This is a genomic window from Acidovorax sp. 1608163 (assembly GCF_003669015.1).
In the GTDB taxonomy this organism is placed as follows: Bacteria; Pseudomonadota; Gammaproteobacteria; order Burkholderiales; family Burkholderiaceae_C; genus Acidovorax.
Window position 1 is genome coordinate 5,003,931 of record NZ_CP033069.1, and the last position, 24,166, is coordinate 5,028,096.

Annotated in this window: 23 protein-coding genes and 3 pseudogenes; 12 read left to right on the forward strand and 14 right to left on the reverse strand. The window is 62.5% G+C overall.

The window, feature by feature from the left end:
* The first annotated feature begins 12 nt into the window (after positions 1 to 12).
* Together EAG14_RS22335 and EAG14_RS22340 are read left to right on the forward strand one after the other, a co-directional pair.
* On the forward strand, positions 13 to 987 hold the full coding sequence (locus EAG14_RS22335) for an alpha/beta hydrolase (RefSeq protein WP_240456885.1): 975 nt from the start codon (positions 13 to 15) through the stop codon (positions 985 to 987).
* Between the two features lie 21 nt (positions 988 to 1,008).
* Positions 1,009 to 1,776: a DUF6882 domain-containing protein gene (locus EAG14_RS22340; RefSeq protein ID WP_240456886.1), complete on the forward strand. Its 768-nt coding sequence runs from the start codon at positions 1,009 to 1,011 to the stop codon at positions 1,774 to 1,776.
* 30 nt (positions 1,777 to 1,806) lie between these two features.
* Here EAG14_RS22340 and EAG14_RS23815 read toward each other — a convergent pair whose 3' ends face one another.
* From EAG14_RS23815 to EAG14_RS22350, 3 genes and pseudogenes are all read right to left on the reverse strand, one after another.
* A complete protein-coding gene (locus tag EAG14_RS23815) occupies positions 1,807 to 2,742 on the reverse strand; it encodes a sensor histidine kinase (RefSeq protein ID WP_371414434.1) in 936 nt (311 codons plus the stop codon).
* Positions 2,743 to 2,814: 72 nt separating this feature from the next.
* Positions 2,815 to 3,223, reverse strand: a pseudogene (locus tag EAG14_RS23820) (sensor histidine kinase N-terminal domain-containing protein); the annotation flags it as partial.
* Positions 3,224 to 3,386: 163 nt separating this feature from the next.
* Complete coding sequence (locus tag EAG14_RS22350; RefSeq protein ID WP_099657225.1) at positions 3,387 to 4,061, reverse strand: response regulator transcription factor; 675 nt, start codon at positions 4,059 to 4,061, stop codon at positions 3,387 to 3,389.
* Between the two features lie 195 nt (positions 4,062 to 4,256).
* Here EAG14_RS22350 and EAG14_RS22355 point away from each other — a divergent pair, with 195 nt between their 5' ends.
* Positions 4,257 to 5,426 (forward strand): esterase-like activity of phytase family protein, encoded by a 1,170-nt coding sequence (locus EAG14_RS22355; protein WP_121730195.1) that lies wholly within the window; start codon positions 4,257 to 4,259, stop codon positions 5,424 to 5,426.
* A 23-nt stretch (positions 5,427 to 5,449) separates the two neighbouring features.
* Here the strand turns inward: EAG14_RS22355 and EAG14_RS22360 are convergent, their stop codons facing one another.
* On the reverse strand, positions 5,450 to 6,403 hold the full coding sequence (locus tag EAG14_RS22360; RefSeq protein WP_121730196.1) for an N-formylglutamate amidohydrolase: 954 nt from the start codon (positions 6,401 to 6,403) through the stop codon (positions 5,450 to 5,452).
* Between the two features lie 140 nt (positions 6,404 to 6,543).
* On the reverse strand, positions 6,544 to 7,509 hold the full coding sequence (locus EAG14_RS22365; RefSeq protein ID WP_099657222.1) for a tripartite tricarboxylate transporter substrate binding protein BugE: 966 nt from the start codon (positions 7,507 to 7,509) through the stop codon (positions 6,544 to 6,546).
* Between the two features lie 107 nt (positions 7,510 to 7,616).
* Here EAG14_RS22365 and EAG14_RS22370 point away from each other — a divergent pair, with 107 nt between their 5' ends.
* Complete coding sequence (locus tag EAG14_RS22370) at positions 7,617 to 8,573, forward strand: LysR substrate-binding domain-containing protein (RefSeq protein ID WP_121730197.1); 957 nt, start codon at positions 7,617 to 7,619, stop codon at positions 8,571 to 8,573.
* Between the two features lie 124 nt (positions 8,574 to 8,697).
* Here EAG14_RS22370 and EAG14_RS22375 read toward each other — a convergent pair whose 3' ends face one another.
* Positions 8,698 to 9,414, reverse strand: a complete 717-nt coding sequence (locus EAG14_RS22375) for a Crp/Fnr family transcriptional regulator (RefSeq protein ID WP_121730198.1) — start codon at positions 9,412 to 9,414, stop codon at positions 8,698 to 8,700.
* Positions 9,415 to 9,677: 263 nt separating this feature from the next.
* On the opposite strand from EAG14_RS22375, the gene EAG14_RS22380 reads away from it, so the two are divergent.
* Positions 9,678 to 11,321 (forward strand): adenylate/guanylate cyclase domain-containing protein, encoded by a 1,644-nt coding sequence (locus EAG14_RS22380; RefSeq protein WP_121730199.1) that lies wholly within the window; start codon positions 9,678 to 9,680, stop codon positions 11,319 to 11,321.
* A gap of 116 nt (positions 11,322 to 11,437) precedes the next feature.
* Here the strand turns inward: EAG14_RS22380 and EAG14_RS22385 are convergent, their stop codons facing one another.
* The 6 genes and pseudogenes from EAG14_RS22385 to EAG14_RS22410 form a co-directional block, all read right to left on the reverse strand.
* Complete coding sequence (locus tag EAG14_RS22385) at positions 11,438 to 11,833, reverse strand: hypothetical protein (protein WP_121730200.1); 396 nt, start codon at positions 11,831 to 11,833, stop codon at positions 11,438 to 11,440.
* 31 nt (positions 11,834 to 11,864) lie between these two features.
* Positions 11,865 to 12,116, reverse strand: a pseudogene (locus tag EAG14_RS22390) (response regulator transcription factor); the annotation flags it as partial.
* Positions 12,115 to 12,357: a response regulator transcription factor gene (locus EAG14_RS23825; protein WP_121730202.1), complete on the reverse strand. Its 243-nt coding sequence runs from the start codon at positions 12,355 to 12,357 to the stop codon at positions 12,115 to 12,117. The pseudogene EAG14_RS22390 and the gene EAG14_RS23825, both read right to left, overlap by 2 nt.
* A gap of 23 nt (positions 12,358 to 12,380) precedes the next feature.
* Positions 12,381 to 12,674 (reverse strand): hypothetical protein, encoded by a 294-nt coding sequence (locus EAG14_RS22400; RefSeq protein WP_162996074.1) that lies wholly within the window; start codon positions 12,672 to 12,674, stop codon positions 12,381 to 12,383.
* On the reverse strand, positions 12,659 to 12,985 hold the full coding sequence (locus tag EAG14_RS22405) for a hypothetical protein (protein WP_121730204.1): 327 nt from the start codon (positions 12,983 to 12,985) through the stop codon (positions 12,659 to 12,661). Before EAG14_RS22405 ends, EAG14_RS22400 begins: the two co-directional genes overlap by 16 nt.
* A gap of 44 nt (positions 12,986 to 13,029) precedes the next feature.
* Positions 13,030 to 13,806, reverse strand: coding sequence for a hypothetical protein (locus EAG14_RS22410; RefSeq protein WP_121730205.1), 777 nt, complete (start codon positions 13,804 to 13,806; stop codon positions 13,030 to 13,032).
* A gap of 528 nt (positions 13,807 to 14,334) precedes the next feature.
* Between EAG14_RS22410 and EAG14_RS22415 the strand changes: the two genes are divergently transcribed.
* Positions 14,335 to 14,694 carry a DUF4148 domain-containing protein gene (locus tag EAG14_RS22415; RefSeq protein WP_121730206.1) on the forward strand — a complete coding sequence of 120 codons (360 nt, stop codon included), beginning with the start codon at positions 14,335 to 14,337 and terminating at the stop codon, positions 14,692 to 14,694.
* A gap of 172 nt (positions 14,695 to 14,866) precedes the next feature.
* Here EAG14_RS22415 and EAG14_RS22420 read toward each other — a convergent pair.
* Positions 14,867 to 15,366: pseudogene (locus tag EAG14_RS22420) on the reverse strand (MarR family winged helix-turn-helix transcriptional regulator).
* A 235-nt stretch (positions 15,367 to 15,601) separates the two neighbouring features.
* On the opposite strand from EAG14_RS22420, the gene recA reads away from it, so the two are divergent.
* Both recA and recX read left to right on the forward strand, forming a co-directional pair.
* Entirely contained in the window at positions 15,602 to 16,672 is a 1,071-nt protein-coding gene (recA, locus tag EAG14_RS22425; protein ID WP_121730207.1) for a recombinase RecA, read from the forward strand.
* A 98-nt stretch (positions 16,673 to 16,770) separates the two neighbouring features.
* Positions 16,771 to 17,229, forward strand: coding sequence for a recombination regulator RecX (recX, locus tag EAG14_RS22430; protein WP_121730208.1), 459 nt, complete (start codon positions 16,771 to 16,773; stop codon positions 17,227 to 17,229).
* A 77-nt stretch (positions 17,230 to 17,306) separates the two neighbouring features.
* Here the strand turns inward: recX and argC are convergent, their stop codons facing one another.
* Complete coding sequence (gene argC / locus EAG14_RS22435) at positions 17,307 to 18,239, reverse strand: N-acetyl-gamma-glutamyl-phosphate reductase (RefSeq protein ID WP_121730209.1); 933 nt, start codon at positions 18,237 to 18,239, stop codon at positions 17,307 to 17,309.
* 177 nt (positions 18,240 to 18,416) lie between these two features.
* Here argC and sucC point away from each other — a divergent pair, with 177 nt between their 5' ends.
* The 4 genes from sucC (at position 18,417) to EAG14_RS22455 (ending at position 24,149) form a co-directional block, all read left to right on the forward strand.
* Positions 18,417 to 19,577 carry an ADP-forming succinate--CoA ligase subunit beta gene (gene sucC, locus EAG14_RS22440; RefSeq protein ID WP_099657213.1) on the forward strand — a complete coding sequence of 387 codons (1,161 nt, stop codon included), beginning with the start codon at positions 18,417 to 18,419 and terminating at the stop codon, positions 19,575 to 19,577.
* A gap of 15 nt (positions 19,578 to 19,592) precedes the next feature.
* The gene (gene sucD, locus EAG14_RS22445; protein WP_099657212.1) at positions 19,593 to 20,489 is read left to right on the forward strand and encodes a succinate--CoA ligase subunit alpha; all 897 of its coding nucleotides are present in this window, start codon (positions 19,593 to 19,595) and stop codon (positions 20,487 to 20,489) included.
* Between the two features lie 391 nt (positions 20,490 to 20,880).
* Positions 20,881 to 23,343, forward strand: a complete 2,463-nt coding sequence (locus EAG14_RS22450; protein WP_240456888.1) for a serine/threonine-protein kinase — start codon at positions 20,881 to 20,883, stop codon at positions 23,341 to 23,343.
* Between the two features lie 17 nt (positions 23,344 to 23,360).
* Positions 23,361 to 24,149: a Stp1/IreP family PP2C-type Ser/Thr phosphatase gene (locus EAG14_RS22455; protein WP_099657211.1), complete on the forward strand. Its 789-nt coding sequence runs from the start codon at positions 23,361 to 23,363 to the stop codon at positions 24,147 to 24,149.
* The last annotated feature ends 17 nt before the right edge of the window (positions 24,150 to 24,166 follow it).

Here is a 24,166-nt window from a genome sequence, read left to right on the forward strand (position 1 = left end):
CTGCCGACGCCGGTGCCACCACCGCGCAGGGCGTGGTCCACGCCGCCGGGTCCGGCGTTGGTGCTGGTGCTGGTGCTGGTGCTGGTGCTGGTGCTGGTGCTGGTGCTGGTGCTGGTGCTGGTGCTGGTGCTGGTGCTGGTGCTGGTGCTGGTGCTGGTGCTGGTGCTGGTGCGATCCTCTCCGTCTTCTTCACGTCCCCTTGAGCCGATCTCCATGCCTTCTTTCCCCCGTTCTCTTGCTGTGGCCCTGGGTGTGGGGGCGCTGGTGTATGTGGCCCTGTGCGCGGCCCTGTGGGGCTTTCAGCGCTCGCTCATCTACTTCCCTCAGCCGCGCAGCGCGGGTCCACAGGTGCCCAGCTTTGGCCTGGCCGTGCCGGGGGCTCAACTGGTGGTGACCCACCGCCCACGCCCTGGCGCACCCGCGCTGGTGTACTTTGGCGGCAATGCCGAAGATGTGTCCGCCAGCCTGCCAGAGCTGGAGACCGCCTTTGCGGGGCATGCGCTGTATCTGCTGCACTACCGGGGCTATGGCGGCAGCACCGGCCAGCCCACACAAGATGCCCTGTTCGCTGACGCGGCTGCGCTGTTCGACCACGTACACGTCCAGCACCCTAACGTCACCGTGGTGGGCCGCAGCCTGGGCACGGGCGTGGCCGTGCACTTGGCCAGCCAGCGCCCGGTGCAGCGCCTGGTGCTGGTCACCCCTTACGACAGCATTCTTGGCATTGCCAGCGCGCAATTCCCGTTTTTTCCTGTGCGCTGGCTGCTGCGCGATCCGTTTGATTCGGGCCGCTACGCCCCTGCCGTGACGGCGCCCACCCTGGTGCTGATGGCGCAGCACGACGAAGTCATCCCTGAAGCCAGCACCCGGCTGCTGCACACGCGCTTTGCGCCCGGCGTGGCCACGCTGCAGGTGGCCGATGGTGTGGGCCACAATTCCATCTCGCAGCACCCCGCCTACGCGCAGTGGCTGGCAGGCCTGCGTTGACCGCCTTGAAAACCCGTTCCGATGACCGAATCCACCTCCACTCCGACCCCTATCGTTGCTGCCACCGAACCCCATTGCGACACCCACGGCCCGTCGGCAGGTGCCTACCTGTGTGACCACCTGCTGCTGCAGCCCGTGCAGACCTGGCACTGCAACCCACCCACGGCCGAAGAGCCCTGCCCCGATGCCTGGTGCGACGCGTGCGAGCGGCTGTTTCAGCAAGAGGGCGAGTGGAACGAGAAGAACGAGGGGCAGGTCAACATCCGCCTGGTGTGCCAGCACTGCTACCAGGATGCCCGCGCCGCCAGCGTGCAGGCCATGGACGACGAGGTCAAAGCCCTGTGGGTGGACACCGTCACCGTGTGCCACCAGGCGCTGGCAACGCGCCAGGGGCGGTTGACCGAGGCGTACGGCCTGTCCACCCACGAACGCTTTGACTACGACCAGGCCAGCGCCACGCTCACCTTCTCAAGCGGCGGCGTGCCCGCCGTGGTGGCCGATGTGGAGTTCATCGGCTCTATCTCCAACACCAGCGGCACCTGGCGCTGGTCGTGGGCCAACTTCAGCCTGCACCCCCAGGTGGTGGGCCGCATCAGCGCTGTGCGCCAGTACGGGCTGGACAACGGCTTTGCCCCGCTGGTGGTGCCGCAGTGGAAGGCCGACGTGGTCGATGCCTGGGAACTGGCCGGTGTGGCCGCCTACGTGCTCGAAGCCCAGGGCGTGTACCGCGCACCCACCGACAACGGCTACCTGTTCATGGCCCTCATGGGCATTCGCAAGGTCGTCTGAAACGGCGGGCCCGCGCCCACATGTTCTGCCTCAGCCCGCGTCTTCCGTGCGCGCCGGAAACCGCACGCTGAACCGCGCCCCCGGCGGTTGCTGGCCGGGGTGGGCGTCTTCCAGCAGCACTTCGGCGCCGTGCTTGGCTGCAATCTCCATCACGATGGGCAGGCCCAGGCCCGAGCCATCGGCCTCGCTGCCCAGCGCCCGGTAAAAGGGCTGGAAGACCAGCTCGCGCTCGGCCTCGGGCACGCCGGGGCCCGAGTCTTCCACCTGCAGCATCAGCACATGGCCAAAGGTGTCGGCCAGCACGCGGGCCGTGACCACGCCGGGCTTGTCGGGCGTGGAGGGCGTGTAGTTGATCGCGTTGTCCACCAGGTTGCGCACCAGCTCCTTGAGCAGCGTGGGGTTGCCGTCCAGCCACACGCCGGGCGATCCGGGGTCGGCCCCGTCGTAGCCCAGGTCGATGTGCTTGTCCAGCGCGCGGGGCACTGAGTCGCGCACCACCTCAATGGCCAGCTCGGCCAAGTCACACGGCTGGCGCGCAATGCCCACGCCGCTGCCCTCGGCCCGCGCCAGTGCCAGCAGCTGGTTCACGGTGTGTGTGGCGCGGATGCTGGAGCGGCCAATCTGCTGCAGCGAGCGTTTGAGTTCCTCGGTGCTCGTGCCTTCGCGCTGCGCCAGGTCGGCCTGCATGCGCAGGCCCGCCAGCGGCGTCTTGAGCTGGTGGGCAGCGTCGGCCAGGAAGCGCTTTTGCGTGGCCAGCGATTCGTTCAGCCGCGTGAGCAAGTCGTTGACGGACGACACCAGCGGCGCCACCTCCAGCGGCACGGCGTGGTCGTCCAGTGGCGAGAGGTCATCGGGGCTGCGCGCGCGGATGCGCTGCTCCAGCTGGTTCAGCGGCTGAATGCCCCGCGCCAGCGCCAGCCACACCAGCAGCACCGCCAGCGGCAAGATGACGAACTGAGGCAGCATCACGCCCTTGATGATTTCGGTGGCCAGCACGCTGCGTTTCTCGCGCGTTTCGGCCACCTGCACCAGCGCCAGCGGGCCGCCCTGCAGCGGCAGCCGTACCCAGATGTAGGCCACGCGGATTTCCACCCCGCGCAGCTCCGCATCGCGCAGGCGCACCTCGCCAGACATGGGGGTTTCATCGGCGGGGGCTCGGGCAGCTCGCGTTCGCCCGAGAGGAATTCGCCCCCGGCCCCATCACCTGGTAATAGACGATGTCCGAGTCATCGGCCCGCAGGATTTCGCTGGCGGGCTGCGGCAGGTTGAACTGCACCTCGCCGCCCTTCTCTCCCTTTTCGCCGTCTTTTTGCACGCTCACCAGCTGCGCCAAGGCGTGGGCGTTGTACTCCAGCGCACGGTCAAACGGCTTGTTGGCCAGGCCCTGTGCCACCAGCCAGGTCAGTGCCAGGCTCACCGGCCACAGCAGCAGCAGCGGCGTCAGCATCCAGTCGAGGATCTCGCCAAACAGCGAGCGCTGCTCGCGCTGGAAAATCTTCACCACGCCCCCGGTGCGGATTGGCGTTTTGAGTGAAATAAGGCTCTAGCGCCCAATGGATAAGCGCTAGCAGCTATTGATTTCATAGTGAATGCGCCCCGAATCGATACGGCTAGCCCGGAATCTTTTCCAGGCAATAGCCCAGGCCGCGCACGGTAGCAATGCGAATCGGCCCCTTCTCAATCTTCTTGCGCAGGCGGTGGATGTAGACCTCGATGGCGTTGTTGCTCACCTCTTCGCCCCACTCGCACAGGCGCTCCACCAGCTGCTCCTTGCTCACCAGGCGGCCGGCGCGCTGCAGCAGCACCTCCAGCAGGCCCAGCTCGCGGGCCGACAGCTCCACCATCTTGCCGTCAATCGTCGCCACCCGCCCGGCCTGGTCGTACACCAGCGGCCCGTGCTTGATGGCGCTGCTGGCCCCGCCCATGCCCCGGCGTGTGAGGGCGCGCACCCGCGCCTCCAGCTCTTGCAGGCTGAAGGGCTTGGCCATGTAGTCGTCCGCGCCGTAGTCCAGCCCCTTCACCCGCTCTTCCACACTGTCGGCCGCCGTGAGGATCAGCACCGGCAGCGCCGAGCCCCGGCCGCGCAGCTTCTTGAGCACCTCCAGCCCATGCAACTTGGGCAGGCCCAGGTCCAGGATCAGCAGGTCAAACTCGTTGTTGGTCATCAGCGCCGCATCCGCCTCGCTGCCACTGGCCACATGGTCCACCACCGCCCCCGAGGCCCGCAGCGTGCGCAGCAGGCCATCGGCCAGCACTTGGTCGTCTTCGGCGATAAGGATGCGCATGAAAAAGGTCTCCTGGTGCGGCGTGGTTTCTTGCTGATTCTAGGGCGCTGCATGGAGGCAAGCCGTGGCTGGCCGCCCAGAGGCCCCCACAGCAACACCCGCCTGGTGTCTGCTTGGCTGGCTGGGGTGTCATACCTTTGACGCACTCCCCACCCAAACTTCCGGGCTTCCTCCATCACCGTGTAAAGACTTGATATGGGCTCCGTACTCCACTCCTTCTGGGGTCGCTTGGCTGCGGCTTCTGCCTTCACCGCCCTGTCGGTCGCCTTGGTCGCGTGCGGCGGTAGCGACGATGGCAATCACGCGGGCGAATCCCGCGTCGCCTCGCTCAAATTGATCGGCACAGCCTCCATTCCTACGGGCACGCTGTTTGAGGGGGTGGAATTTGGTGGTATCTCGGGGCTGGACCAGGCCACGGATGGCAGTTTCTGGGCCATTTCGGACGACCGGGGCGGCGAGCGGGGCACGCCGCGCTTTTACAACCTGAGCATTGACTATGCCGACACCGGCTCTGTCACCGTCAAGATCAACCGCCAGACGTACATGCAGCGCGAGGATGGATCTTCTTTCCCCGCCACTGCACGCACGGTGGACCCAGAGGCGATTCGCCTGGCACCCAATGGCAACCTGTACTGGTCGTCTGAGGGCAATTGGGGCACGACGGCTGCTACTTTGTTCCAGCCTTTTGTGCGAGAGATGACCACTGCGGGCAAGTTTGTGCGCGAGTTCAAGACACCGGCGATCTACAACTACGTGGACAACACCACCACGGGCGGGCGCAGCAATAAGCTGTTTGAAGCGTTGACCGTGGCACCCGATGGCACCGTGTTCGTGGCCAATGAGGACGCGCTGATTCAGGACGGCCCCATCACCACCCTGCAGGCGGGCAGCGTGGTGCGTGTGACGGCCCTTGACCCGGCCACGGGCTCAGCCAAGGCGCAGTATGCGTACCAGTTGCCGAAGATTCCGGTGGATGCTCCGGCGGGCGCGCCTTTCGGCCCGGACAATGGCCTCTCGGACTTCCTCGCCATTGGCAACAAGAAGTTCATCGCGGTGGAGCGCGCTTTTGCCTCAGGTATTGGCAACACCATCCGTCTGGTGCTCACCGAAATCACCGATGGCACGACCAACGTGACCAGCATGGTGAGCCTCACGGGCGCAGCAACTTACACACCCATGAGTCGGAAGCTGCTGCTGGAGATGCCCATCAACTACCAGGGTGTGAAGCTCGACAACATTGAAGCCATCACCTGGGGGAAAACCTTGCCGAACGGGCACCGGACCATCGTGCTGGCGGCAGACAACAACTTTACGGTCAATACCCAGGCTAATCAGTTCATCGTCTTTGAGGTCATTCCGGACTGAGTTGTTGCGCAGGCATTTTCAAGTCATCCGCCGCGCGGATCCGTCCCCAACAACTTCTCCGTCAACGCCTTCAAATCCCCCTGCAGCCGTGCCATGCCCTCTGGGTGCTCAGCCAGCGTGTCTTCATCCATGTACAGCTTGCGGTTGATCTCCAGCTGGATGCTGTGGCGGTGCTGGGCGGGGTTGCTGTAGCGGCGCACCAGCTCTACGCCTTTGTAGGGGTAGTTGTATTCCACGCTGTAGCCACAGGCGCGCAGGTGCTCGCACACCAATGCCGACAGGGCGGGGCTGGCGGTGGTGCCGTCGCGGTCGCCCACCACAAAATCGGCGTGCACGAGGCCCGGAAAGTCGGTGGCGTGGCTGGCCGATATGGCGGGCATGGAGTGGCAGTTGATGTGGATGCTGTAGCCGTGGCGGGCGTGGGCTGCGTCAATGGCCTGGGCCACGGCGGCGTGGTAGGGGCGCCAGCAGCGGTCAATGCGGGCGCGCACCTCGTCCACGGTGAGCAGGCGTTTGTAGATGGCCTCGCCTTCGTCTGTGAACTTCCAGATCAGGCCCTTGCCCAGGCGCACTTTGTTCAGCACGGTGGGGTCGGTGGCCACGGCGTCGGGCCAGGGGGCGTCTAGCAGGGTGGTGTCCAGTTCCAGCGTGTCGCGGTTGGCGTCCAGGTAGATGCGGGGGAAGTGGGCTTCGACCCAGGCCACGCCCAGGGCGGGGGCGAAGGCGTAGATTTTTTCGACGTGGGTGTCTTCGGCGCGGCGCAGCGTGGGCAGGCTGCAGGCGGAGCGGAAGTCTGCGGGGTAATGGGTGCCGCTGTGGGGCGAATCAAACACCAGGGCGCTGGTGCCGGGCACGGTGCTGACCATGGCGGGCGTGGCCGCTGGGGTGGTTGCCGCTGCGGGGCGTCCGGGCGAGCCGGTGGCGCCGGGCTGGGCTTGTTGGAATCGGTGGTGGATCAGTTTCAAGGCTGCATGCATAGGCAAGGCTCTGTGAATGGGGGCGGCTGGCCTGGCCGCCCGGACCGGCATCTGGGCATGAACGCATGCGCAGTATGCCGACTTATGGCCTGTGTGGGTGAGGTGCGTGGGGGGGCCTGGTGGTGGCGTGCGGGGCGGTGTCAGTCCAGCTTCACCTTGGCAAACTCGGCCACGTGCTTCATTTTTTCAATTTCGCGGCCGATCTGGGCCGTGAAGTCTTTGGATGGGGTGCCTGAAGGATACAGGCCCTGCCCCGCCAGCCTCTCGGCCACGGCCTGCTCTTTCAGGGCCTGGGCCACGGCGTGCTGGATGCGGTCGACGGCGGCGGCAGGCGTGCCTGCGGGCGCCACCAGGCCAAACCACGAAGGCTCGTTGGCCTGCTTGTAGCCCAGCTCGGCGTAGGTGGGCACCTCGGGCAATACGTCCAGTCGGCCAGGCCATGACACTGCCAGCGCTTTGAGCTTGCCCGATTTGATGTGCGGCAGCGACGAGGCCACCTGGTCAAAGTACACCGCCACCTGGCCTGCCAGCACATCGTTGATGGCCGGGCCTGCACCACGGTAGGGGATGTGCACCATGGAGGTGCCCGTGCTGCTCTTGAACAGCTCGCCCCACATGTGGCCGATGGTGCCGTTGCCCGGCGTGGCGTACGACACTTTGCCGGGGTTGGCCTTGAGGTGCTTGACCAGATCGGCAAAGTCTTTGACGGGCAGCACAGCGGGGTTGATGACGATGACGCCGGGGGCTTTCACGATCTCGGTCACGCCCACAAAGTCTTTGGTGGGGTGATAGGGCAGCTTGCTGTACACGGCAGGGTTCACGCCGTGGGTGGACAGGGTGGCCACGCCGATGGTGAGGCCGTCTGCCGGGGCGCGGGCCACTTCGGCCATGCCGATGGAGCCACCCGCGCCGCCCCGGTTTTCCAGCACCACGGGTTGCTTGAGGATGCGCGCCAGCGGCTCTTGCAGGCTGCGGGCGGTGATGTCGGTGGCGCCCCCTGGCGGGAAGGGAATGATGACGCGCAGCGGTTTGGCTTCTTGGCCCCAGGATATTCCAGGAGCGACAGATGTAGCGGCCAGCGCGGCAAGCAGTTGACGGCGTTGCATAGCGGTTTTCCTTTTGCGTGAGAGGAGGTTAAAGGATGGAGTGCCAGTTACCAAGCAACGGATGTGCCTGATAACATTCCAATATGGAATGATTTAAGAACCTGCCGATGTCTTCCCTGCGCCGCCTTTCGCCCCCGCTGCACCTGCTGCGGGCGTTTTCTACCGTCACCCGGTTTGGCGGTGTTTCGCGCGCGGCCGAGGCCTTGCACCTCACTCAAAGCGCGGTGAGCAAGCAGGTCAAAGAGCTGGAAACCTGGGTGGGCGTGCCCCTGTTTGAGCGCAGCCGCAAGCGCCTGGCCTTGACCCCGGCGGGCGAGCGGTATGAAAAAGCCGTGCGCGGCCTGATGGCCCAGCTGGAGGCCGCCACGCTGGAACTGATCACCAGCGATGACGGCGGCGGTGCGCTGCACTTGTCCAGCCTGCCCACGTTTGCGGCCAAGTGGCTCATTCCGCGGCTGCCGCAGTTCCAGCAGTTGCATCCACAAATCACGCTGCACTTTGTGCCGTACGTGCACAGCTACGACTTCACCCGGCCCGAGCTGGACTGCGCCATTTTGTTTGGCGATGGCCACTGGCCTGGGGCGCATGCCCACTACCTCACGGGCCAGGATGTGGCCCTGATCGCGCCGCGCACCAAGGTAGCGGACTGGCCCCTTCACACCCCGCGCGATGTGGCGCGCTACACCCTGCTGCGCCATGTGACGGTGCCCGAGGCCTGGCTGCGCTGGAGCCAGACGCACGGTGTGGAGGGTGCCATCGACCCGCTGGCCGGGCCGCAGTTTGACCAGTTCCAGACCATGATCCGCGCGGTGATGGCGGGCATGGGCCTGGCGTTGGTGCCGCGCTGCCTGGTGCAGGACGAGATCACCTCGGGCCTGGTGCGCGAGCCGCTGGCCCCGCTGGCGCAGGCGGGCGGCTACCAGGGCGATGTGGGCTACTGGTTTTGCTACCCGGAGGGGCGCACCCAGTTGCATGCGCTGCAGTGCTTTCGGCAGTGGCTGCTGCAAAGCACCGAGGCGGGCGCCCCCGCTACGGTGCAGGCAGCGGGATTAAAGGAGAAATAGGCCTGTAGCGCTTATCCGGTAAGCGCTAGCAGCTATGAATATATGAGCATTCAGTGCGTTCGCAGCGCGCGCTTGTGCACGCGTGGGTGTCTGCAAGCGGCGCAATGCCCCGCTGGCTGCGGGCTCAGTCCCCGCGCACCTCGGCCACCAGGTCGGCCAGGGCTTGCACATCGGTCACCACCAGGGCGTGCAGCCCATCCTTGCGCAGCAGGCCGCGTTTGGTCAGGGCGCTGATCTCGCGGGTGACCTGCTCGCGGTTGGTGCTGATTTTGCTGGCCAGAACGGCGTGGGCGGGGGCGGGGTCGATGCGGGCGGTGTTGTCGCTTTGCAGCCCGCTGGCGTGGGCCAGCCGCAGCAGCTCGGCGTGCAGGCGGGTTTGCACGCCCAGGGTGCTCAGGTCAATCACGCGCTCGGTCAGGCGCCGCACCAGGGCCGTGAGGTTCCTCATCATGCGCATGGCGACGATGGGTTCGCGCTCCAGCATCGCGATGAAGGCGGGGGCCGACAGGCTGGCCAGCACGCTGGCCTCCAGCGCCACCACGTCGGCCGAGCGGGGTTGCCCGTCAATTGCCGACAGGTCGCCAAAGTGCTCGCCCGCCTCGCAGTCCCGAAACGTGACCTCGCGCCCGCTGGCCGCGTAGGTGGTGATGCGCGCGCGCCCCGCGCACAAAAAGTACACCTCGCCACCCGGCGATGCGCGGGTGAACAGGGGCGTGCGGGCTTCTACCGTGCGCCAGTCGCACTCGGCGGCAATGCGGTCCAGGCAGGCCTCGCCCAGGCCTTCAAACAGGGCGATGCGGCGCAGGGCCAGGGTGGAGCGGGGGGATTGCGGTGCGTTCATGGAACCAAAGGGGTGGGCGCAGCACCCAAGGCTGGCGCCGCAGAGGTGTGCGAAGTGGGCGGATTATGCTCACAAGCTTCAGAATTCAGTGTTGTGCTGTGCTTCTGTGGTGGGCTTCTTGGCGGGTGGGCCGCGTTGTCGGCGCCGCCGCCTGCGGGGCCTTTCTTTGTGAGGGGGCTCGCCCTCGCATTTCTCCCTGGCATTTCTCCCTCGCATGGCATCTTGGTGCCCTGTGTTTTGACTTTTTCCATCACCTCCCTTCCATGTCCCTTGCCCTGATCCGCTCGCGCCTGCCTTCCCTTCGCCAGGTGCGCTGGGCCAGTGGCCTGGTGCTGTGGTGCTACGTGGCCCTGCACCTGGGCAACCATGCCACGGGGCTGGTGTCTTTGCAGGTGGCCGATGCGCTGCTGGAGGTGATCAGCAGTGGGTGGCATTCGGTGCCGGGCACGGTGCTGCTGTATGGCGCGCTGCTCACGCACCTGGCGCTGGCAGGCGTGGCCCTGTGGCAGCGGCGCAGCCTGCGCATGCCGTGGGTGGAGGGTGTGCGGCTGGCACTGGGCCTGTGCCTGCCGCTGCTGCTGGCCGGGCATTTTGTGGCCACGCGCTGGGCGTTTGAATCCATGGGCGCATCGCCCCCCTACGGCCGCATGGTGAATGGCCTGGCCCGGCCCGAGAACCTGGTGCTGCAGTCGCTGCTGCTCATCACGGCGTGGTGGCATGGCTGCCTGGGCCTGCACATGGCGATGCGCGGGCGGCCAGGGTGGCGGCGCTGGCAGCCCGCCTTGCTCACGGGGACCGTGCTGCTGCCGGTGCTGGCGGCGCTGGGCTTGCTATTTATGGCGCGCGAGATTGCCTGGGAGGTGAGCGCGCTGCCCCCACCGCCCTCGGGCCGCACCGCGCAGGCGGTGGCGGCGTCGGCCTGGCTGGAGGATGCCTTGCGCTGGGGCTGGGTGGCCGCCGTGGCCGCCTTGTTGGCACTGCGCTGGGCATGGCGCACCTTGCGGCGCTGCCGTGGGGGCGGCCCCATCACCCTGCGCTACCCCGACCGCGCTGTGCAAGTGCCGCGCGGATTTACGGTGCTGGAGGCCAGCCGCAGCCACGGCATTGCCCACCTGGCGCTGTGCGGCGGGCGGGCGCGCTGCTCTACCTGCCGCGTGCGGGTGGATGGGCCCAGTGCCCATGTGCCCGAGCCTGGCCGCGACGAGCGCACCACGCTGGCCCGCGTGCAGGCCCCGCCGGGCGTGCGCCTGGCCTGCCAGCTGCGGCCCACCGGCGATGTGCAGATCACGCCCCTGTTCCAGCCCGGCCAGGCCCCGCTGCCAGGGCGCCTGGGGCAAGAGCGGCAGGTGGCCATCTTGTTTGTGGACCTGCGCCGCTGGTCGGGCATGGCCGAGCGGCAGTGGCCGTTTGACCTGGCCTGGATGCTGGACCAGTACTTCGCCCGCGTGGGCGCGGCCGTGCAAGACGGCGGCGGCCTGGCCAACCAGTTCATTGGCGACAGCGTGATGGCCATCTTTGGGCTGGAGACCGATTTGCCCACCGCCTGCCGCCAGGCCGTGCAGGCCGCTACGTTGATCGAGCAGCGCATGGACGCCTGGAGCGAGACCTTTCGCACCCAGTTTGGCCAGTCGCTGGACTTTGGCATGGGCCTGCACGCAGGCCGCGTGGCGCTGGGGCAGGTGGGCTACGAAGACACCACCACCTTCAGTGCTGTGGGCGAGGTGGTGAACACGGCCAGCCGCCTGCAAGACCATTCCAAAGTGGTGGGCGCACGGCTGGTGCTGTCGCTGGAGGCCGCCCGCCTTGCCGGCGTGGCCGACGCCCTGGGCACGCCTGAAGAGGTGCAGGTGCGCGGGCGCTCGCAGCCACTGCAGGTGTTGCATGTGAAGCGGCCTTCGCAGCTGTGACGAGGGCTGTATTCCGAAGGGCTGTGAATCCGGCTGGGTGCGGGTGGTCCGGGGAGTTTTGAGAGTCGCCCTGTCGCTGGCGCCATTGTTTGTCCCGCGCCAGGGCGGCAGGTCCCTCATTTGCAGTTGCAGCCGCTAAATTGGTCTTTGGAGTTCACGTAAACGTGGCAACTCTTGTCATGTTCCCCTTGCTCGTTGTACAGCCGTACGGTCAGATGAACCTTGGGGTCATCTGCCGTGGTGTGTGGCCCGGCAACGATCATGGCACCCGCTTGGCCGCCATTGGCGCTGCGGCTTTTGATTTGCTGGCATTGCCCTGCAATATTGACCGCGTGCCGTCTATTCATTCCCTGCTCCTGGGGCTGCTTCCAGCCGCCGGATGTGTCGATGTAGCCGGCGTGGGCGCGATCTGCGCCCACGCCCAACAACACGCAAGACAAGCAAGCGGCCAGCACCAGAACATGCCGGGTGGAAAAGACGAAATTTTTTACGAGGTTGGTTTGGTGTGTCATTTTGAATCTCCTGGATTTAATGAAAAGGAACTTACCCTGAATGGCCCATGGCCATTGGTGAGCATGTCGCGGTGCTCATGAAACTGCGGTTTGCTTCTGGCTGCAATGCAAGCCATCCGGACTCCCATGCCAGAAAAAGCATGTGTCTGGTGTTTTGAGCACCTGATTTCTTGAGCATGCTTTTACGATGTTGCCCTGCGGTAAAAGGGCTGATACCCAGTTCGCGGGCAATCATCTTGTCACTCATGCCTTGGGCAAGTAAATTGATGACTTGCTTTTCTTTATGCGAAAAAGGATTTTTGGGATATTTTTTTTATATCACTGGCATGATGATAAAAGATACCCACAAGATTGATTGATTTTCCTGTTTTGCATTTTCTCATGATGTTTTCCTTGTGTTTGATCACAGTTTTTAATGAGATCTCGAGTTGACTCGATATATTTCTCACCAGTTCACCCCGTGCCAGAAGTTCCAATATCTCTAGCTCACGGTTGGTGAGTGTGTTGTGAATTTCTATAGACATGATGTGACGAGTTTTTGTTAAGTTTATTTTGGCAGCTTCTCGTATTTTGTCTTGAGTTCTTTGTATTTGTAATCAACCTCTTTTGCTTTTTTGAGTAGGCTTTGAAATCCGTTATTGTCCAGATGTTCTCTTGTGATTTTTGAAATGCTGCCCAAGAGGTAGATGGTGTTGTCGATGGTTTGGTTGATGGTATTTAGCAAATACCCATTCTTGAAAAGCTTCAAGGTATTGATAATTTCTTCAGAAGCGTCTGAATCTTTGGTGGTGATGGAAATGTCACTGAAATTTTCATGTCTTTGCCTCATGGATTTTTCCACTCGACACCATAATTGATCAGCGTGGTGCCGAAAATTTCGACACGGGCTTCGCCATTTTTGATTTCCAGGGCTGGGTTTTTCCAAATGATGGTGCCTGTGGCATTTCTGGGCTTCCAGACCAGGCCCGTGTCATGCTCCACCCAGAGCTGCAGGTTTTTGATATCTCCCTCAGGCAGCGTGAACGACCAATTGGTCCCCGCAGTCATGGAATGTTCGCTGGTAGCTTGTTGCTGAAAATCGTCTTGAATCCAGCTCAGACGGCAGTGGGCAACAAAGGCGCCCTTGTTGGTTACGGTGATGGTGATAGACATAGTGTTTTCCTTGTATAAATAAATTTTTAAATCCAAATTTCTGATTAGCCTTGCCAGTTGGATAGCATGGCATTTCCATCAAAGGTAATCACTTTGAAAGCTATTGGCGCACGTTCGGATTCATCGGTATCGCTGATAACCTCATTGGGGCTGGGAAAAACATACTTGACGATCGATTCGCTGGCCTCGCTGAAGGCGTACGACGCTTTACCGCCAGCCTTCAGCCCTTCAACCAGTGAAGATGTCCCCTTGGCTGAACCGCCAATGCTGAATGTCTGGTTGTCCGACTGCGATCCAATCATGAAGCCGCCAGCACTGCGCACCACACTGGTAATGACTACAAACCCAGGCTTGATACCCCCGCTACCATTCAAATATCCCTTGGTGCCTGCGGCTGTCTTGAGTGTTTTAAAAACATCAATCTTCATCAGGTTCTGGGTGTTTTGAATATTCTTGGACCTCACGGCGGTATATTGAGCAAGCAGGTCGGTACTCCTTGAAAATCCCCAGCTAAACTTCACGCCGCCATTGATTTTTGTTCCTGTCTCTGGATCAATAAAGGTTCCGTCAATCTTGGTAGCCACATCATGCTTCTTGACACCGCTGGTCATGAAAATGAAGTCACCGGTTCGTTTTTCGGCTGTGGAAAATTTTTCTTCGTGCTCGTGGAACACATTTCCCATGACATCAAATTCGGCAGTCTCGGGGTTGATGACTCCGTATGCGCCCAGGTCCACATTACCGACCATAGACCAATTTCCCCACAGGCTGCCATCACCCTGGCGAATAAGCTCAGTGAATTTTTTATTCCAGTAAATCATTTTTGCTCCTCATATTTAATGACCACAGATGTTTGTGGCAACTGCAGTTTATGGAGGGCATCTGGGTGGCTCAATACGATAAAAGGGGGATGCTCTTGAGGTATGACACTCAAAATATATATTGCAAGAAATATTTTGCATATGTTGAATATGGAATATATATTTCTATCAAATATTGTGTTTTGGCATGATTCTTATGAGGGGCATACGGGTTTAATGGCGACGTGCCCTCGTGCAAAGCAGAAATTCGCACGGGGAACTTCCGCTAACGAATAAAGGGGGCGCGGTCTGCCACGTGTTTCGGGGTCGGGATTTGCGATGTGCCCCCATCCAGTCTTTAAACGATAAAAATGATCGTCTGTGCTGGGTGTGGGGCCTGGACCCCATCAATCGGGGTGCTGGTAGTGGTGTCTTCACGCGCAAAACCTGTGCGTTTACGCACATACGCCAACGCGCCAAAAACGGAAACTTCTTCCCATGCAGAACGCAATCACGCACTGCAGGAATCACTCCAAAGGAAGAACTGCCATGACCAACGCCAAGACCCTGATCGCTATCGCCACTGTGGCTGCTGCCACCTTTGCAGGTGCCGCTTCAGCCGCCACCCCCACACTGCTGACCGAGCAATGGGTGGGCGCCGAGCCCGTCGCCCAAGGCCCTGCACTGAGCCGCGCTGAAGTGCAAGCCGACCTGAACCTGTGGAACCGCGCTGGCCTGGGCCAAGCCAATGCAGGCGATCGCACCCCCGACGCCGATCCCGCCTACCAAGCCAGCCTGGCCGAATACCGCCGCCTGCGCAGCGGCCCCGAGTTTGTGGCCGAAGTGCGCCGCCTCGGTGGCGATGTGAGCCGCATTGCGGGCCAAGCGGGTGCCTCCACGGCACATTGATGCACAGGCTTGCAGGGCCGCCATAGGCCGTCAGCGCAGTGCTGTCCGCGAACTCTGTCCTGTCCTGCAAACTTTTTCACTGAACCCCAGGCGCTGCTGTCAATGACAACAGCGCCTGGGGTTCAGTGCTTTGGCAGGTACATCGTTGCGACTCTGTTCTGAGAACAGGCTCTTAGGGCGGGTTGCTGCCGCCCGCATACGCCTCCAGCCCAATCGCCACCACCGTGGCCACGTCATCGCCCACCTCGGCGCGAAACTCCGCTTCGGCCTGCGTCACTGCATCACGAAATCCCTGTAGCCAGGCCAGCCCGGTGGGGGTAAAGCACACCCGGCGTGCCCGGGCGTCGTGCGGGTCGCTCTCGCGGGTCACCAATCCCCACGCTTCGCACTGGTCTACCAGTTGCGCCATCGACTGTTTGGTCATGCCTGCGCGTTGCGCCAGGTCGGTCAGCCGGTCGCCCCCAGCGCCAGGTGCCGCGTCAGGTGGATGTGCGCGGCCCCCACTTGGTCGCGGGCGGCCAGGTTCGACAGGGCCAAGGGCACTTCCACGTTGCGCGCCATGAGCTGCAGAACACGGGCATCAAAGCGGCGCATGGCATGGCCCAGCAGGCGCCCCAGGTGGGTCTGGCGCCAGGCATCGTCGGGTGGGATTGCGGTGGGGGTGGGGTGCATGGGGGCTCCAGATGCCCTGATTGGGTCATTCCGCAGGCTCGGCAAACTGCGCGGAGGCGGTGCCTTAAATGGTAAGGCAAACTGACTAAAAAACTGTTTACTTGGCTCTATGAGGCCTCTACATTACTGGTCAAGCAGCCAGTGCTGTTGTTAAAAACAGTATGTTTTGACCCGCTGGCCCCCACAGATCACCCCAGATCACTTCAGACACTTCGTTTTATTCAGGAGCCATTCCATGGACGTCAAAGGTACCAACCCCGCCCTTCCCGTGAACGCCGAAAAGGCCAAGGCCCTGGCAGCAGCGCTGGCGCAGATCGAAAAGCAGTTTGGCAAAGGCACGATCATGCGCCTGGGTGAAGGCGAAGCGATCGAGGACATCCAGGTGGTTTCCACCGGTTCGCTGGGCCTGGACATTGCCCTGGGCGTGGGCGGTCTGCCCCGTGGCCGCGTGGTGGAAATCTACGGCCCTGAATCCTCGGGCAAGACCACGCTCACGCTGCAAGTGATTGCCGAGATGCAAAAACAGGGCGGCACCTGCGCTTTCGTCGATGCAGAACATGCCCTGGACGTGCAGTACGCCCAAAAGCTGGGCGTGCAACTGTCTGATTTGCTGATCAGCCAGCCCGACACCGGCGAGCAGGCGCTGGAGATTGTGGACAGCCTGGTGCGTTCGGGCGCTGTGGACCTGATCGTGGTGGACTCGGTCGCAGCCCTCACGCCCAAGGCCGAAATCGAAGGCGAAATGGGCGACGCCCTGCCCGGCCTGCAGGCCCGCCTGATGAGCCAGGCCCTGCGCAAGCTCACCGCCACCATCAAGAAGACCAACTGCATGGTCATCTTCATCAACCAGATCCGCATGAAGATCGGCGTGATGTTCGGCTCGCCCGAAACCACCACCGGCGGCAACGCGCTGAAGTTCTACGCCTCGGTGCGCCTGGACATCCGCCGCACCGGCACCATCAAGAAGGGCGACGAAGCCATCGGCAACGAGACCAAGGTCAAGGTGGTCAAGAACAAGGTGTCGCCACCGTTCAAGACGGCCGAGTTCGACATCCTGTTCGGTGAAGGCATCAGCCGCGAAGGCGAAATCATCGACATGGGCGTGACGGCCAAGATCGTGGAAAAGAGCGGTGCCTGGTACGCCTACAACGGCGAAAAAATCGGCCAGGGCCGTGACAACGCGCGTGAGTTTTTGCGCGAGAACCCCGACCTGGCCCGCGAGATTGAGAACAAGGTGCGCGAAGGCCTGGGCATTGCCCTGCTGCCTGGCGCATTGCAAGCTCCAGCGGCTGCTGCAGACGAGTGATCTTTCGTACGGGGTGTCCTGATTTTGAGAGAAATTGGCTGCTAGCGCTTATCCAATAAGCGCTAGCAGCTATCAAAACAGAAGCATTCGAGGCCTGTATGGGATTCACCACGCTATCGCTCAAAGGCCGCGCCTTGCGATTGCTGGGCCAGCGCGAGCACTCGCGGGCCGAGCTGTTGCGCAAGCTCAGCCCCCATGTGCAAGAGGGCGAAGACCTGAACGCGGTGCTCGATGATCTGCAGTCCAAAGACTTCATCAACGAGGCGCGGGTGGTGGAGTCGGTGCTGCATCGGCGTGCTGGCCGTCTGGGCGCAGCGCGCATCCGGCAAGAGCTGCAATCCAAAGGACTGGGCACAGAGGCCGTGCAGGACGCTGTGGCCCAGTTGCAGGGCAGTGAACTGGAGCGCGCCCGCGAGGTGTGGCGCCGCAAGTTTGGCGAGCCCGCGACAGACCCACAAACCCGTGCCAAGCACATGCGCTTTTTGCTGGCGCGGGGGTTTTCAGGCGATGTGGTGCGGCGCGCAGTGCAGGGCGCCGAGGCGTCGGACGAGGAGTGACCGCGCCGTCGAAGGGCCAATGGGCATCCCCACTCTCGCTCTTTGAACGGGGCTGATCGCGGGGCTTGCCTGCCCCGTTACATACCCAGCATCAGCTTCATGTTTTGCACCGCAGCGCCGCTGGCGCCCTTGCCCAGGTTGTCCAGGCGCGCAATGACGACGGCTTGGCGGTGTTCCTCGTTGGCAAACACGCGCAGCTCCAGCTTGTTGGTGTCGGCCAGGGTATCAGCCGCCAGCTTCAAGTCGTCGGTGGGCGGCAGCACGCTGATCCATTGCTCGGGCGTGTTGGTGCGGGCGTAGTGGCTGGCCAGTGCATCGTGCAGGTCGCTGGCTTTGGGGGCGCCGGGCAACAGGTCCAGATGCAAAGGCAACTGCACCAGCATGCCTTGACGGAAGTTGCCCACGGCCGGGATGAAGACTGGGCGGCGTGTGAGCCCGGTGTAGCGCAGGATCTCAGGGATGTGCTTGTGCGTGAGGCCCAGCGCGTAGGCCTCATAGGGTGCTGCCGTGCCTGCTTCGTAGGCCTCGATCATGGTGCGGCCACCGCCCGAGTAACCCGACACCGAGGGCAGGCTCAAGGCAGCATCGGCAGGAATCAAGCCCGCGTCCACCAGCGGGCGCAGCAGCGCAATGGCGCCGGTGGCGTAGCAGCCGGGGTTAGAGACGCGGGTGGCTTGGCGCACGGCCTGGGTTTGCGAGGCGTCCAGCTCTGGAAAGCCATACACCCAACCTGCGGCCGTGCGGTGGGCGGTGCTGGCGTCAATGATCTTGATCTTGCGGCCACCCGCAGCCTCGATAGCGTCCACCATGGCAGCGGTTTCGCGGGCGGCGTCGTCGTGCAGGCAGAGCACCACCAGGTCCACGGTCTCGATCAAAGCGCGCTTGGCGCCTGGGTCTTTGCGCAGTTCGGGGGCAATGCTCACCAGCTCGATTTGCGGCATGGCTTGCAGGCGTTCGCGGATCTGCAGGCCTGTGGTGCCAGCTTCGCCATCAATAAAGACTTTGGACATGGAACAGCTCCGGGGAGGGTAAAGGGGCACCTGGAAGGCCTGCGGCGTACGTAAGTTTGCTACAAGGATGGTGCGTTGCAGCATGATACAGTCGCGGGTTGCCATGTCCCAAGCCCGCGGCCAGACAATCTGTTCATGGCAAACGGGTAATTACCACCCTTCCCTGAGAGAGACCTCATGAAGATTCACGAATACCAAGGCAAGGAAATCTTGCGCAATTTTGGTGTGCCCGTTCCGCGCGGCATCCCTGCATTCACGGTGCAAGAAGCCGTGGAAGCTGCTCAAAAACTCGGCGGCCCCGTGTGGGTGGTCAAGGCCCAGATCCACGCTGGTGGCCGTGGCAAGGGTGGCGGCGTGAAGGTTGCCAAGACCATTGACGACGTCAAGCGCATCTCTGGCGAGATCCTGGGCATGCAGCTCAAGACCCACCAGACCGGTCCCGAAGGCCAGAAGGTCCGCCGCCTGTACATCGAAGACGGCGCCGACATCAAGAACGAACTGTATGTGTCGCTGGTCACCGACCGCGCCACGCAGAAGGTGGCCCTGATCGCTTCGAGCGAAGGCGGCATGGACATCGAGGAAGTGGCCCACTCCACCCCCGAGAAGATCATCACCGAGATGATCGACCCCATCGTCGGCATCACCACCGAGCAAAGCAAGAAGGTGGCAGCCGCCATCGGCCTGACCGGCGCTTCCATCGACCAAGCCGTAGACATCTTCGCCAAGATCTACAAGTGCTACATGGAAACCGACGCGTCGCTGGTGGAAATCAACCCGCTGAACTGCGACTCCAAGGGTAACCTGATGGCCCTGGACGCGAAGTTCAACTTCGACGCCAACGCGCTGTTCCGCCACCCTGAAATCGTGGCCTTCCGCGATCTGGACGAAGAAGATCCGGCCGAAGTGGAAGCCTCCAAGTTCGACCTGGCCTACATCAGCCTCGATGGCAACATTGGCTGCCTGGTGAACGGCGCCGGCCTGGCCATGGCCACCATGGACACCATCAAGCTGTTCGGCGGCGAGCCGGCCAACTTCCTGGACGTGGGCGGCGGTGCCACCCCCGAGAAGGTCACCGAAGCCTTCAAGATCATGCTGAAGAACCCCAAGGTCGAAGGCATTCTGGTCAACATCTTCGGCGGCATCATGAAGTGCGACACCATCGCTACCGGCGTGATCACCGCTTGCAAGGCCGTGAACCTGAACGTGCCGCTGGTCGTGCGCATGAAAGGCACGAACGAAGAGCTGGGCAAGAAGATGCTGGCCGAGTCCGGCCTGCCCATCATCGCCGCAGACACCATGGCCGAAGCTGCGACCAAGATCGTTGCTGCCGTCAAGTAAGCCCGGAGAACACACATGTCGATCTACATCAACAAAGACACCAAGGTCATCACCCAGGGCATCACGGGCAAGACGGGCCAGTTCCACACTGAAAAGTGCCAGGAATACGCGAACGGCAAGAACGCCTTCGTCGCCGGCGTGAACCCCAAGAAGGCTGGCGAGTCCATCTTCAATATCCCAATTTACGCATCCGTCAAGGAAGCTGCTCACCAGACCGGCGCCACCGTGTCGGTGATCTACGTGCCTCCAGCAGGCGCTGCCGCCGCGATCTGGGAAGCTGTGGAAGCCGACCTGGACTTGGCCATCTGCATCACCGAAGGCATCCCAGTGCGCGACATGCTGGAAGTGCGCAACAAGATGAAGGCCAAGGAAGCTGCTGGCGGCAAGAAGACCCTGCTGCTGGGCCCCAACTGCCCCGGCCTGATCACGCCTGACGAAATCAAGATCGGCATCATGCCCGGTCACATCCACCGCAAGGGCCGTATCGGCGTGGTGTCCCGTTCGGGCACGCTGACGTACGAAGCCGTGGCCATGCTGACGGAAGTCGGCCTGGGCCAGTCCAGCGCTGTTGGCATTGGTGGCGACCCTATCAACGGCCTCAAGCACATCGACGTGATGAAGGCTTTCAACGACGATCCAGACACCGACGCCGTCATCATGATTGGTGAAATCGGTGGTCCGGACGAAGCCGAAGCCGCCCAATGGTGCAAGGCCAACATGAAGAAGCCGATCGTCGGCTTCATCGCTGGCGTCACAGCCCCTCCCGGCAAGCGCATGGGCCACGCCGGCGCGCTGATCTCTGGCGGCGCCGATACGGCCGATGCCAAGCTGGCCATCATGGAAGAGTCGGGCTTCATCATCACCCGCAATCCTTCGGAACTGGGCAAGCTGCTCAAGGCCCAACTGAAGTAATCAGAGCCCAGCGAGGTCTGCCTCTGGCGGCCTTGCGCAGGTGCTGAAAGCACCCGCTACCGATTTGGTGGCGGGTGTTTTTTTTTGTTTTGGTGATTTCTGCGCGGTTTGTCTGTGGAACGCAGAGATGGGGTGGTGTTGACAATTTTGTCGCTGACCGTGGTGTGTCCGACAAAGAGCGGCAACGCCGCCTTATTCGGCCGCCGAATACGTGCGATAAGCCCGTTTCGGCAGGGTTTGGAAGCCCGGTTTGGGCGGGCGTGAAATTTGCTTTTTTACAAACATTCACAGATTTACACATTGATTGCAAGTGGCCAGACACACATCGGAGCGCAAGCCAAAAACAGGGCGATTGGACGGGTGGATCTGTGCGGCGATCGCTCTCGTACTGGTGGGCGCTTTGTGGCTGGTGGGCGCACTGTCGGCGTTGCAGCGGATGGTGTACGACTCTGCCTTGGCCCAGACCACGGTAGTGGCTCCTGCCGATGTGCTTCTGGTTGATATTGATGCGCGCAGCCTGGCCGCTGTGCGAGGCGGCTGGTCTGATGAGACGCATGCGGCCTTGATTGACCGATTGGCCCTGGGCGGCGCTAAAACCATCGTCTACACCGCCCCGTTGGCTCAAACTGCTGCGCCGGGTGCCCAAGAAGCCTTGGCACGCAGTGTGGCGCTGGCTGGCAATGTGCTGTGGCCCGCTGGCTTTGCTTCCACCGGTGCTCCCGCGCCATTGCCACCGTCCTTTTACCGCAGTGTCGTGCCGGAGCTTACCGGTCTGGGCCCAGACGCTGTGCCCGTGCAGCTGGCGGGTTTGGCAGCAGGTGCGGCAGGGGTCGGTCATCTGCAATGGGCTGCTGACAGCGACGGGGTGCTTCGCCGTGTTCCGCTGCTGCTCAGCCATGACAAGGCTGGGGTTCCTTCACTGGCCATGCTGGCGGTGCTGCGTGCGCTGTACCTGAGCCCTGCCGATGTGCGTTGGAATGCCCAGGCCCATAGTTTGCTGTGGGGGGGCTTGTCGGTGGGGGTGGATGCTTCGGCAGCCTTGCGCCCGGTGTTTGGTGCTTCGGTGCCGCGTTGGGTAGCAGCAGATGTGTTGTCGCAGAAGGTGCCCGTTTCAGCGCTGCGTGACAAGACGGTGGTGGTGGGCGTGACGGCTGGGCCGCAGGCTGCTTCCTGGCCTGTGCCTGGAGGGGCCACGCTGCATGTCTCGGATGTGGTGGCGCAATCTTTTGTTGGGCTGCGCTTGGCGCGCGCAGTGACCAAGCCGGGTTGGGGACACCCAGTGGGCTGGGCTGCAGCGCTGGTCATGGCTTTGCTGGTAGTGGTCATGCCTCGGGCAGGCAAGGCTGTGGCTTGGGGGGCTGGTGCCGCCGTGCTGCTATTGGCGGCGCAGTGGCTGCTGCTACAGCAGACTTTGCATGTGGTGCCGCTGCTCCCTGCCGCTGGGGTGGCGTTGTTAGGAGGGCTTCTGTGCGCGATGTTGGCAAGGGTGCCTCAGCGTGCTTCTGCCGCTTCTCCGCAAGAGTCTGCGGATGCCGAGCGCATGATGGGGCTGGCGCTGCATGGGCGTGGGGATTTGTTGGAAGCGTTTGCGCGGTTTCGTCCGCTGCCCACCAGCGATGCTTTGAAAGACAACCTGTACCACCTGGGCAAGGACTTTGAGCGCAAGAAGGACTATGCGCATGCCAAAAAAGTCTTCAAGCACCTGCTGCGCCGGGACATGGAATACAAGGATGCCCGTGCATGCTACCGCCGGGCCAAAGCGCACCTGCTGGCGCAGGCGGGCATGGCTGCGGACTCGGTGGCCAGTGGCATTTCGGTGACGGGCGCTTCGTCATTGCCAGCGTCAGTGCAAGAGACCTTTCCGCGCCATAAAGTGCCGGAGCCGCTCGCGCACTACGATCTCAAACATGAGCTGGGCCAGGGCGCCATGGGGGTGGTCTACCAAGGCCGTGATCTGCGCTCCGGGCAGATTGTGGCCATCAAGACGCTGGCATTGCAGCAAGAGTTTGATGGGGCGGCACTGGTGGACGCGCGCGAGCGTTTTTTCAAAGAGGCTGAGGCCGCCAGTCGGCTGCAGCATCCCCATATCGTCGCCATCTATGGCAGTGGCGAAGAGCAAGGTTTGGCCTACATCGCCATGGAGTTTGTTGCGGGGACCGATCTGAGTGCATTCACGCAACCGGCCTACCTGTTGCCCGTGGCCCAGGTTTTGTCTATCGCACACCGCGTGGCGCAATCGCTGGACTACGCGCATGCGCACAACGTGGTGCACCGCGATGTCAAACCTGCCAACATCATGTGGGACGCCGCGACGGATACGGTCAAGGTGATGGATTTTGGGGTGGCACGCATTACCGATGCAAGCAAGACCCGCACGGGCATTGTGCTCGGCACGCCCAGTTTCATGTCGCCTGAGCAATTGTCCGGCGCCAAGGTCGATGGGCGTGCAGACCTGTATGCCCTGGGTGTCACGTTGTTCCAGCTGTTGACGGGCTCTTTGCCCCTGCGTGCCGACTCCATGCCGGAGCTGATGCGCAAGATCGTCCATGTGGACCCGCCAGATATCCGAACCTTTCGTACCGATTTGCCAGAGGCCGTGGCGCGGCTGGTAGCCAAGGCCCTGCGCAAGCTGCCCGCTGAGCGGTATCAGACGGGGCAGCAACTGGCGCAAGACCTGGCTTATGTGATGGGCATTGTTGCGTCAGAGGTTCCTGGATCTCCGGCGTCAGCAGTGGTCTATGATTCGGGCCGCACCCCGACAGGGCAACACATGGTGGATCTGGAGAAAACAGTACTGGAGTACCCGACAGAGCGGGCGCCGGAACAAAGGTCTGTGGTGGCCTCTGTGGGATGACGTGCAGCCCAAAATCCATGACCTACGAATTTTTCGCCCAAACCGACCGTGGGCGCGTGCGCGCCAACAATGAAGACGCAGTGACCGTTGACCGGGATACCCAGGTGGCCATCCTTGCGGACGGCATGGGCGGATACAACGCTGGCGAAGTGGCCAGCGGTATGGCCATCACTTTCATCCGCACCGAAATGAACCGCTGGCTGGCGCAGGCAGGGCCAGAGCCGTCTTCCACGGATTTGCGCCGGGCGTTGGAGTTGTGTGTGGAAAACGCCAACCACGCCATTTTGGGCGCGTCGCTGTCCAATCCTCAGTATGCAGGCATGGGCACCACGCTGGTCGTGGGTGTGTTCCAGGGCGATCGCTTGATTTTGGGTCACATCGGGGACTCCCGTTGCTACCGCCTGCGCGCCGGAGTGTTGCAGCAAATCACGCGTGACCATTCGTGGTTGCAGGAACAGGTGGATGCAGGCATATTGACGCGGGAACAAGCAGCCGCCTCTTCCAGCCGCAATCTGGTCACCCGTGCGCTGGGGGTTGAGCCCAATGTGCAGATGGAAGTGAACGAGTTTCAGGTGGCACCCAGCGATCTTTTCGTGATGTGCTCAGATGGCTTGACGGACATGGTCAACGATGACGATCTTGCGCAGCTGATGCGCACCCCGGCACCTCTGGAAGAAAAAGCGGCGTTGCTAATTGATACAGCCAATGCACACGGTGGGCGTGATAACGTTAGCGTATTGCTTGTGCAGGCTGCGGCGGGAGGGAAAAAACGCAGCCTCATGTCCCGTCTCTTGGGTGCCGCATGACGGGTTGCAACAAAACA

Excerpts from the sequence above, each read along its gene's own strand:
- EAG14_RS22340 (WP_240456886.1), top strand. The coding sequence starts at position 1,009 with ATGACCGAATCCACCTCCACTCCGACCCCTATCGTTGCTGCCACCGAA.
- EAG14_RS23815 (WP_371414434.1), bottom strand. The coding sequence starts at position 2,742 with ATGCTGCCTCAGTTCGTCATCTTGCCGCTGGCGGTGCTGCTGGTGTGG.
- EAG14_RS22350 (WP_099657225.1), bottom strand. The coding sequence starts at position 4,061 with ATGCGCATCCTTATCGCCGAAGACGACCAAGTGCTGGCCGATGGCCTG.
- EAG14_RS22355 (WP_121730195.1), top strand. The coding sequence starts at position 4,257 with ATGGGCTCCGTACTCCACTCCTTCTGGGGTCGCTTGGCTGCGGCTTCT.
- EAG14_RS22360 (WP_121730196.1), bottom strand. The coding sequence starts at position 6,403 with ATGCATGCAGCCTTGAAACTGATCCACCACCGATTCCAACAAGCCCAG.
- EAG14_RS22365 (WP_099657222.1), bottom strand. The coding sequence starts at position 7,509 with ATGCAACGCCGTCAACTGCTTGCCGCGCTGGCCGCTACATCTGTCGCT.
- EAG14_RS22370 (WP_121730197.1), top strand. The coding sequence starts at position 7,617 with ATGTCTTCCCTGCGCCGCCTTTCGCCCCCGCTGCACCTGCTGCGGGCG.
- EAG14_RS22375 (WP_121730198.1), bottom strand. The coding sequence starts at position 9,414 with ATGAACGCACCGCAATCCCCCCGCTCCACCCTGGCCCTGCGCCGCATC.
- EAG14_RS22380 (WP_121730199.1), top strand. The coding sequence starts at position 9,678 with ATGTCCCTTGCCCTGATCCGCTCGCGCCTGCCTTCCCTTCGCCAGGTG.
- EAG14_RS22385 (WP_121730200.1), bottom strand. The coding sequence starts at position 11,833 with ATGACACACCAAACCAACCTCGTAAAAAATTTCGTCTTTTCCACCCGG.
- EAG14_RS23825 (WP_121730202.1), bottom strand. The coding sequence starts at position 12,357 with ATGTCTATAGAAATTCACAACACACTCACCAACCGTGAGCTAGAGATA.
- EAG14_RS22405 (WP_121730204.1), bottom strand. The coding sequence starts at position 12,985 with ATGTCTATCACCATCACCGTAACCAACAAGGGCGCCTTTGTTGCCCAC.
- EAG14_RS22410 (WP_121730205.1), bottom strand. The coding sequence starts at position 13,806 with ATGATTTACTGGAATAAAAAATTCACTGAGCTTATTCGCCAGGGTGAT.
- EAG14_RS22415 (WP_121730206.1), top strand. The coding sequence starts at position 14,335 with ATGACCAACGCCAAGACCCTGATCGCTATCGCCACTGTGGCTGCTGCC.
- recA (WP_121730207.1), top strand. The coding sequence starts at position 15,602 with ATGGACGTCAAAGGTACCAACCCCGCCCTTCCCGTGAACGCCGAAAAG.
- recX (WP_121730208.1), top strand. The coding sequence starts at position 16,771 with ATGGGATTCACCACGCTATCGCTCAAAGGCCGCGCCTTGCGATTGCTG.
- argC (WP_121730209.1), bottom strand. The coding sequence starts at position 18,239 with ATGTCCAAAGTCTTTATTGATGGCGAAGCTGGCACCACAGGCCTGCAG.
- sucC (WP_099657213.1), top strand. The coding sequence starts at position 18,417 with ATGAAGATTCACGAATACCAAGGCAAGGAAATCTTGCGCAATTTTGGT.
- sucD (WP_099657212.1), top strand. The coding sequence starts at position 19,593 with ATGTCGATCTACATCAACAAAGACACCAAGGTCATCACCCAGGGCATC.
- EAG14_RS22455 (WP_099657211.1), top strand. The coding sequence starts at position 23,361 with ATGACCTACGAATTTTTCGCCCAAACCGACCGTGGGCGCGTGCGCGCC.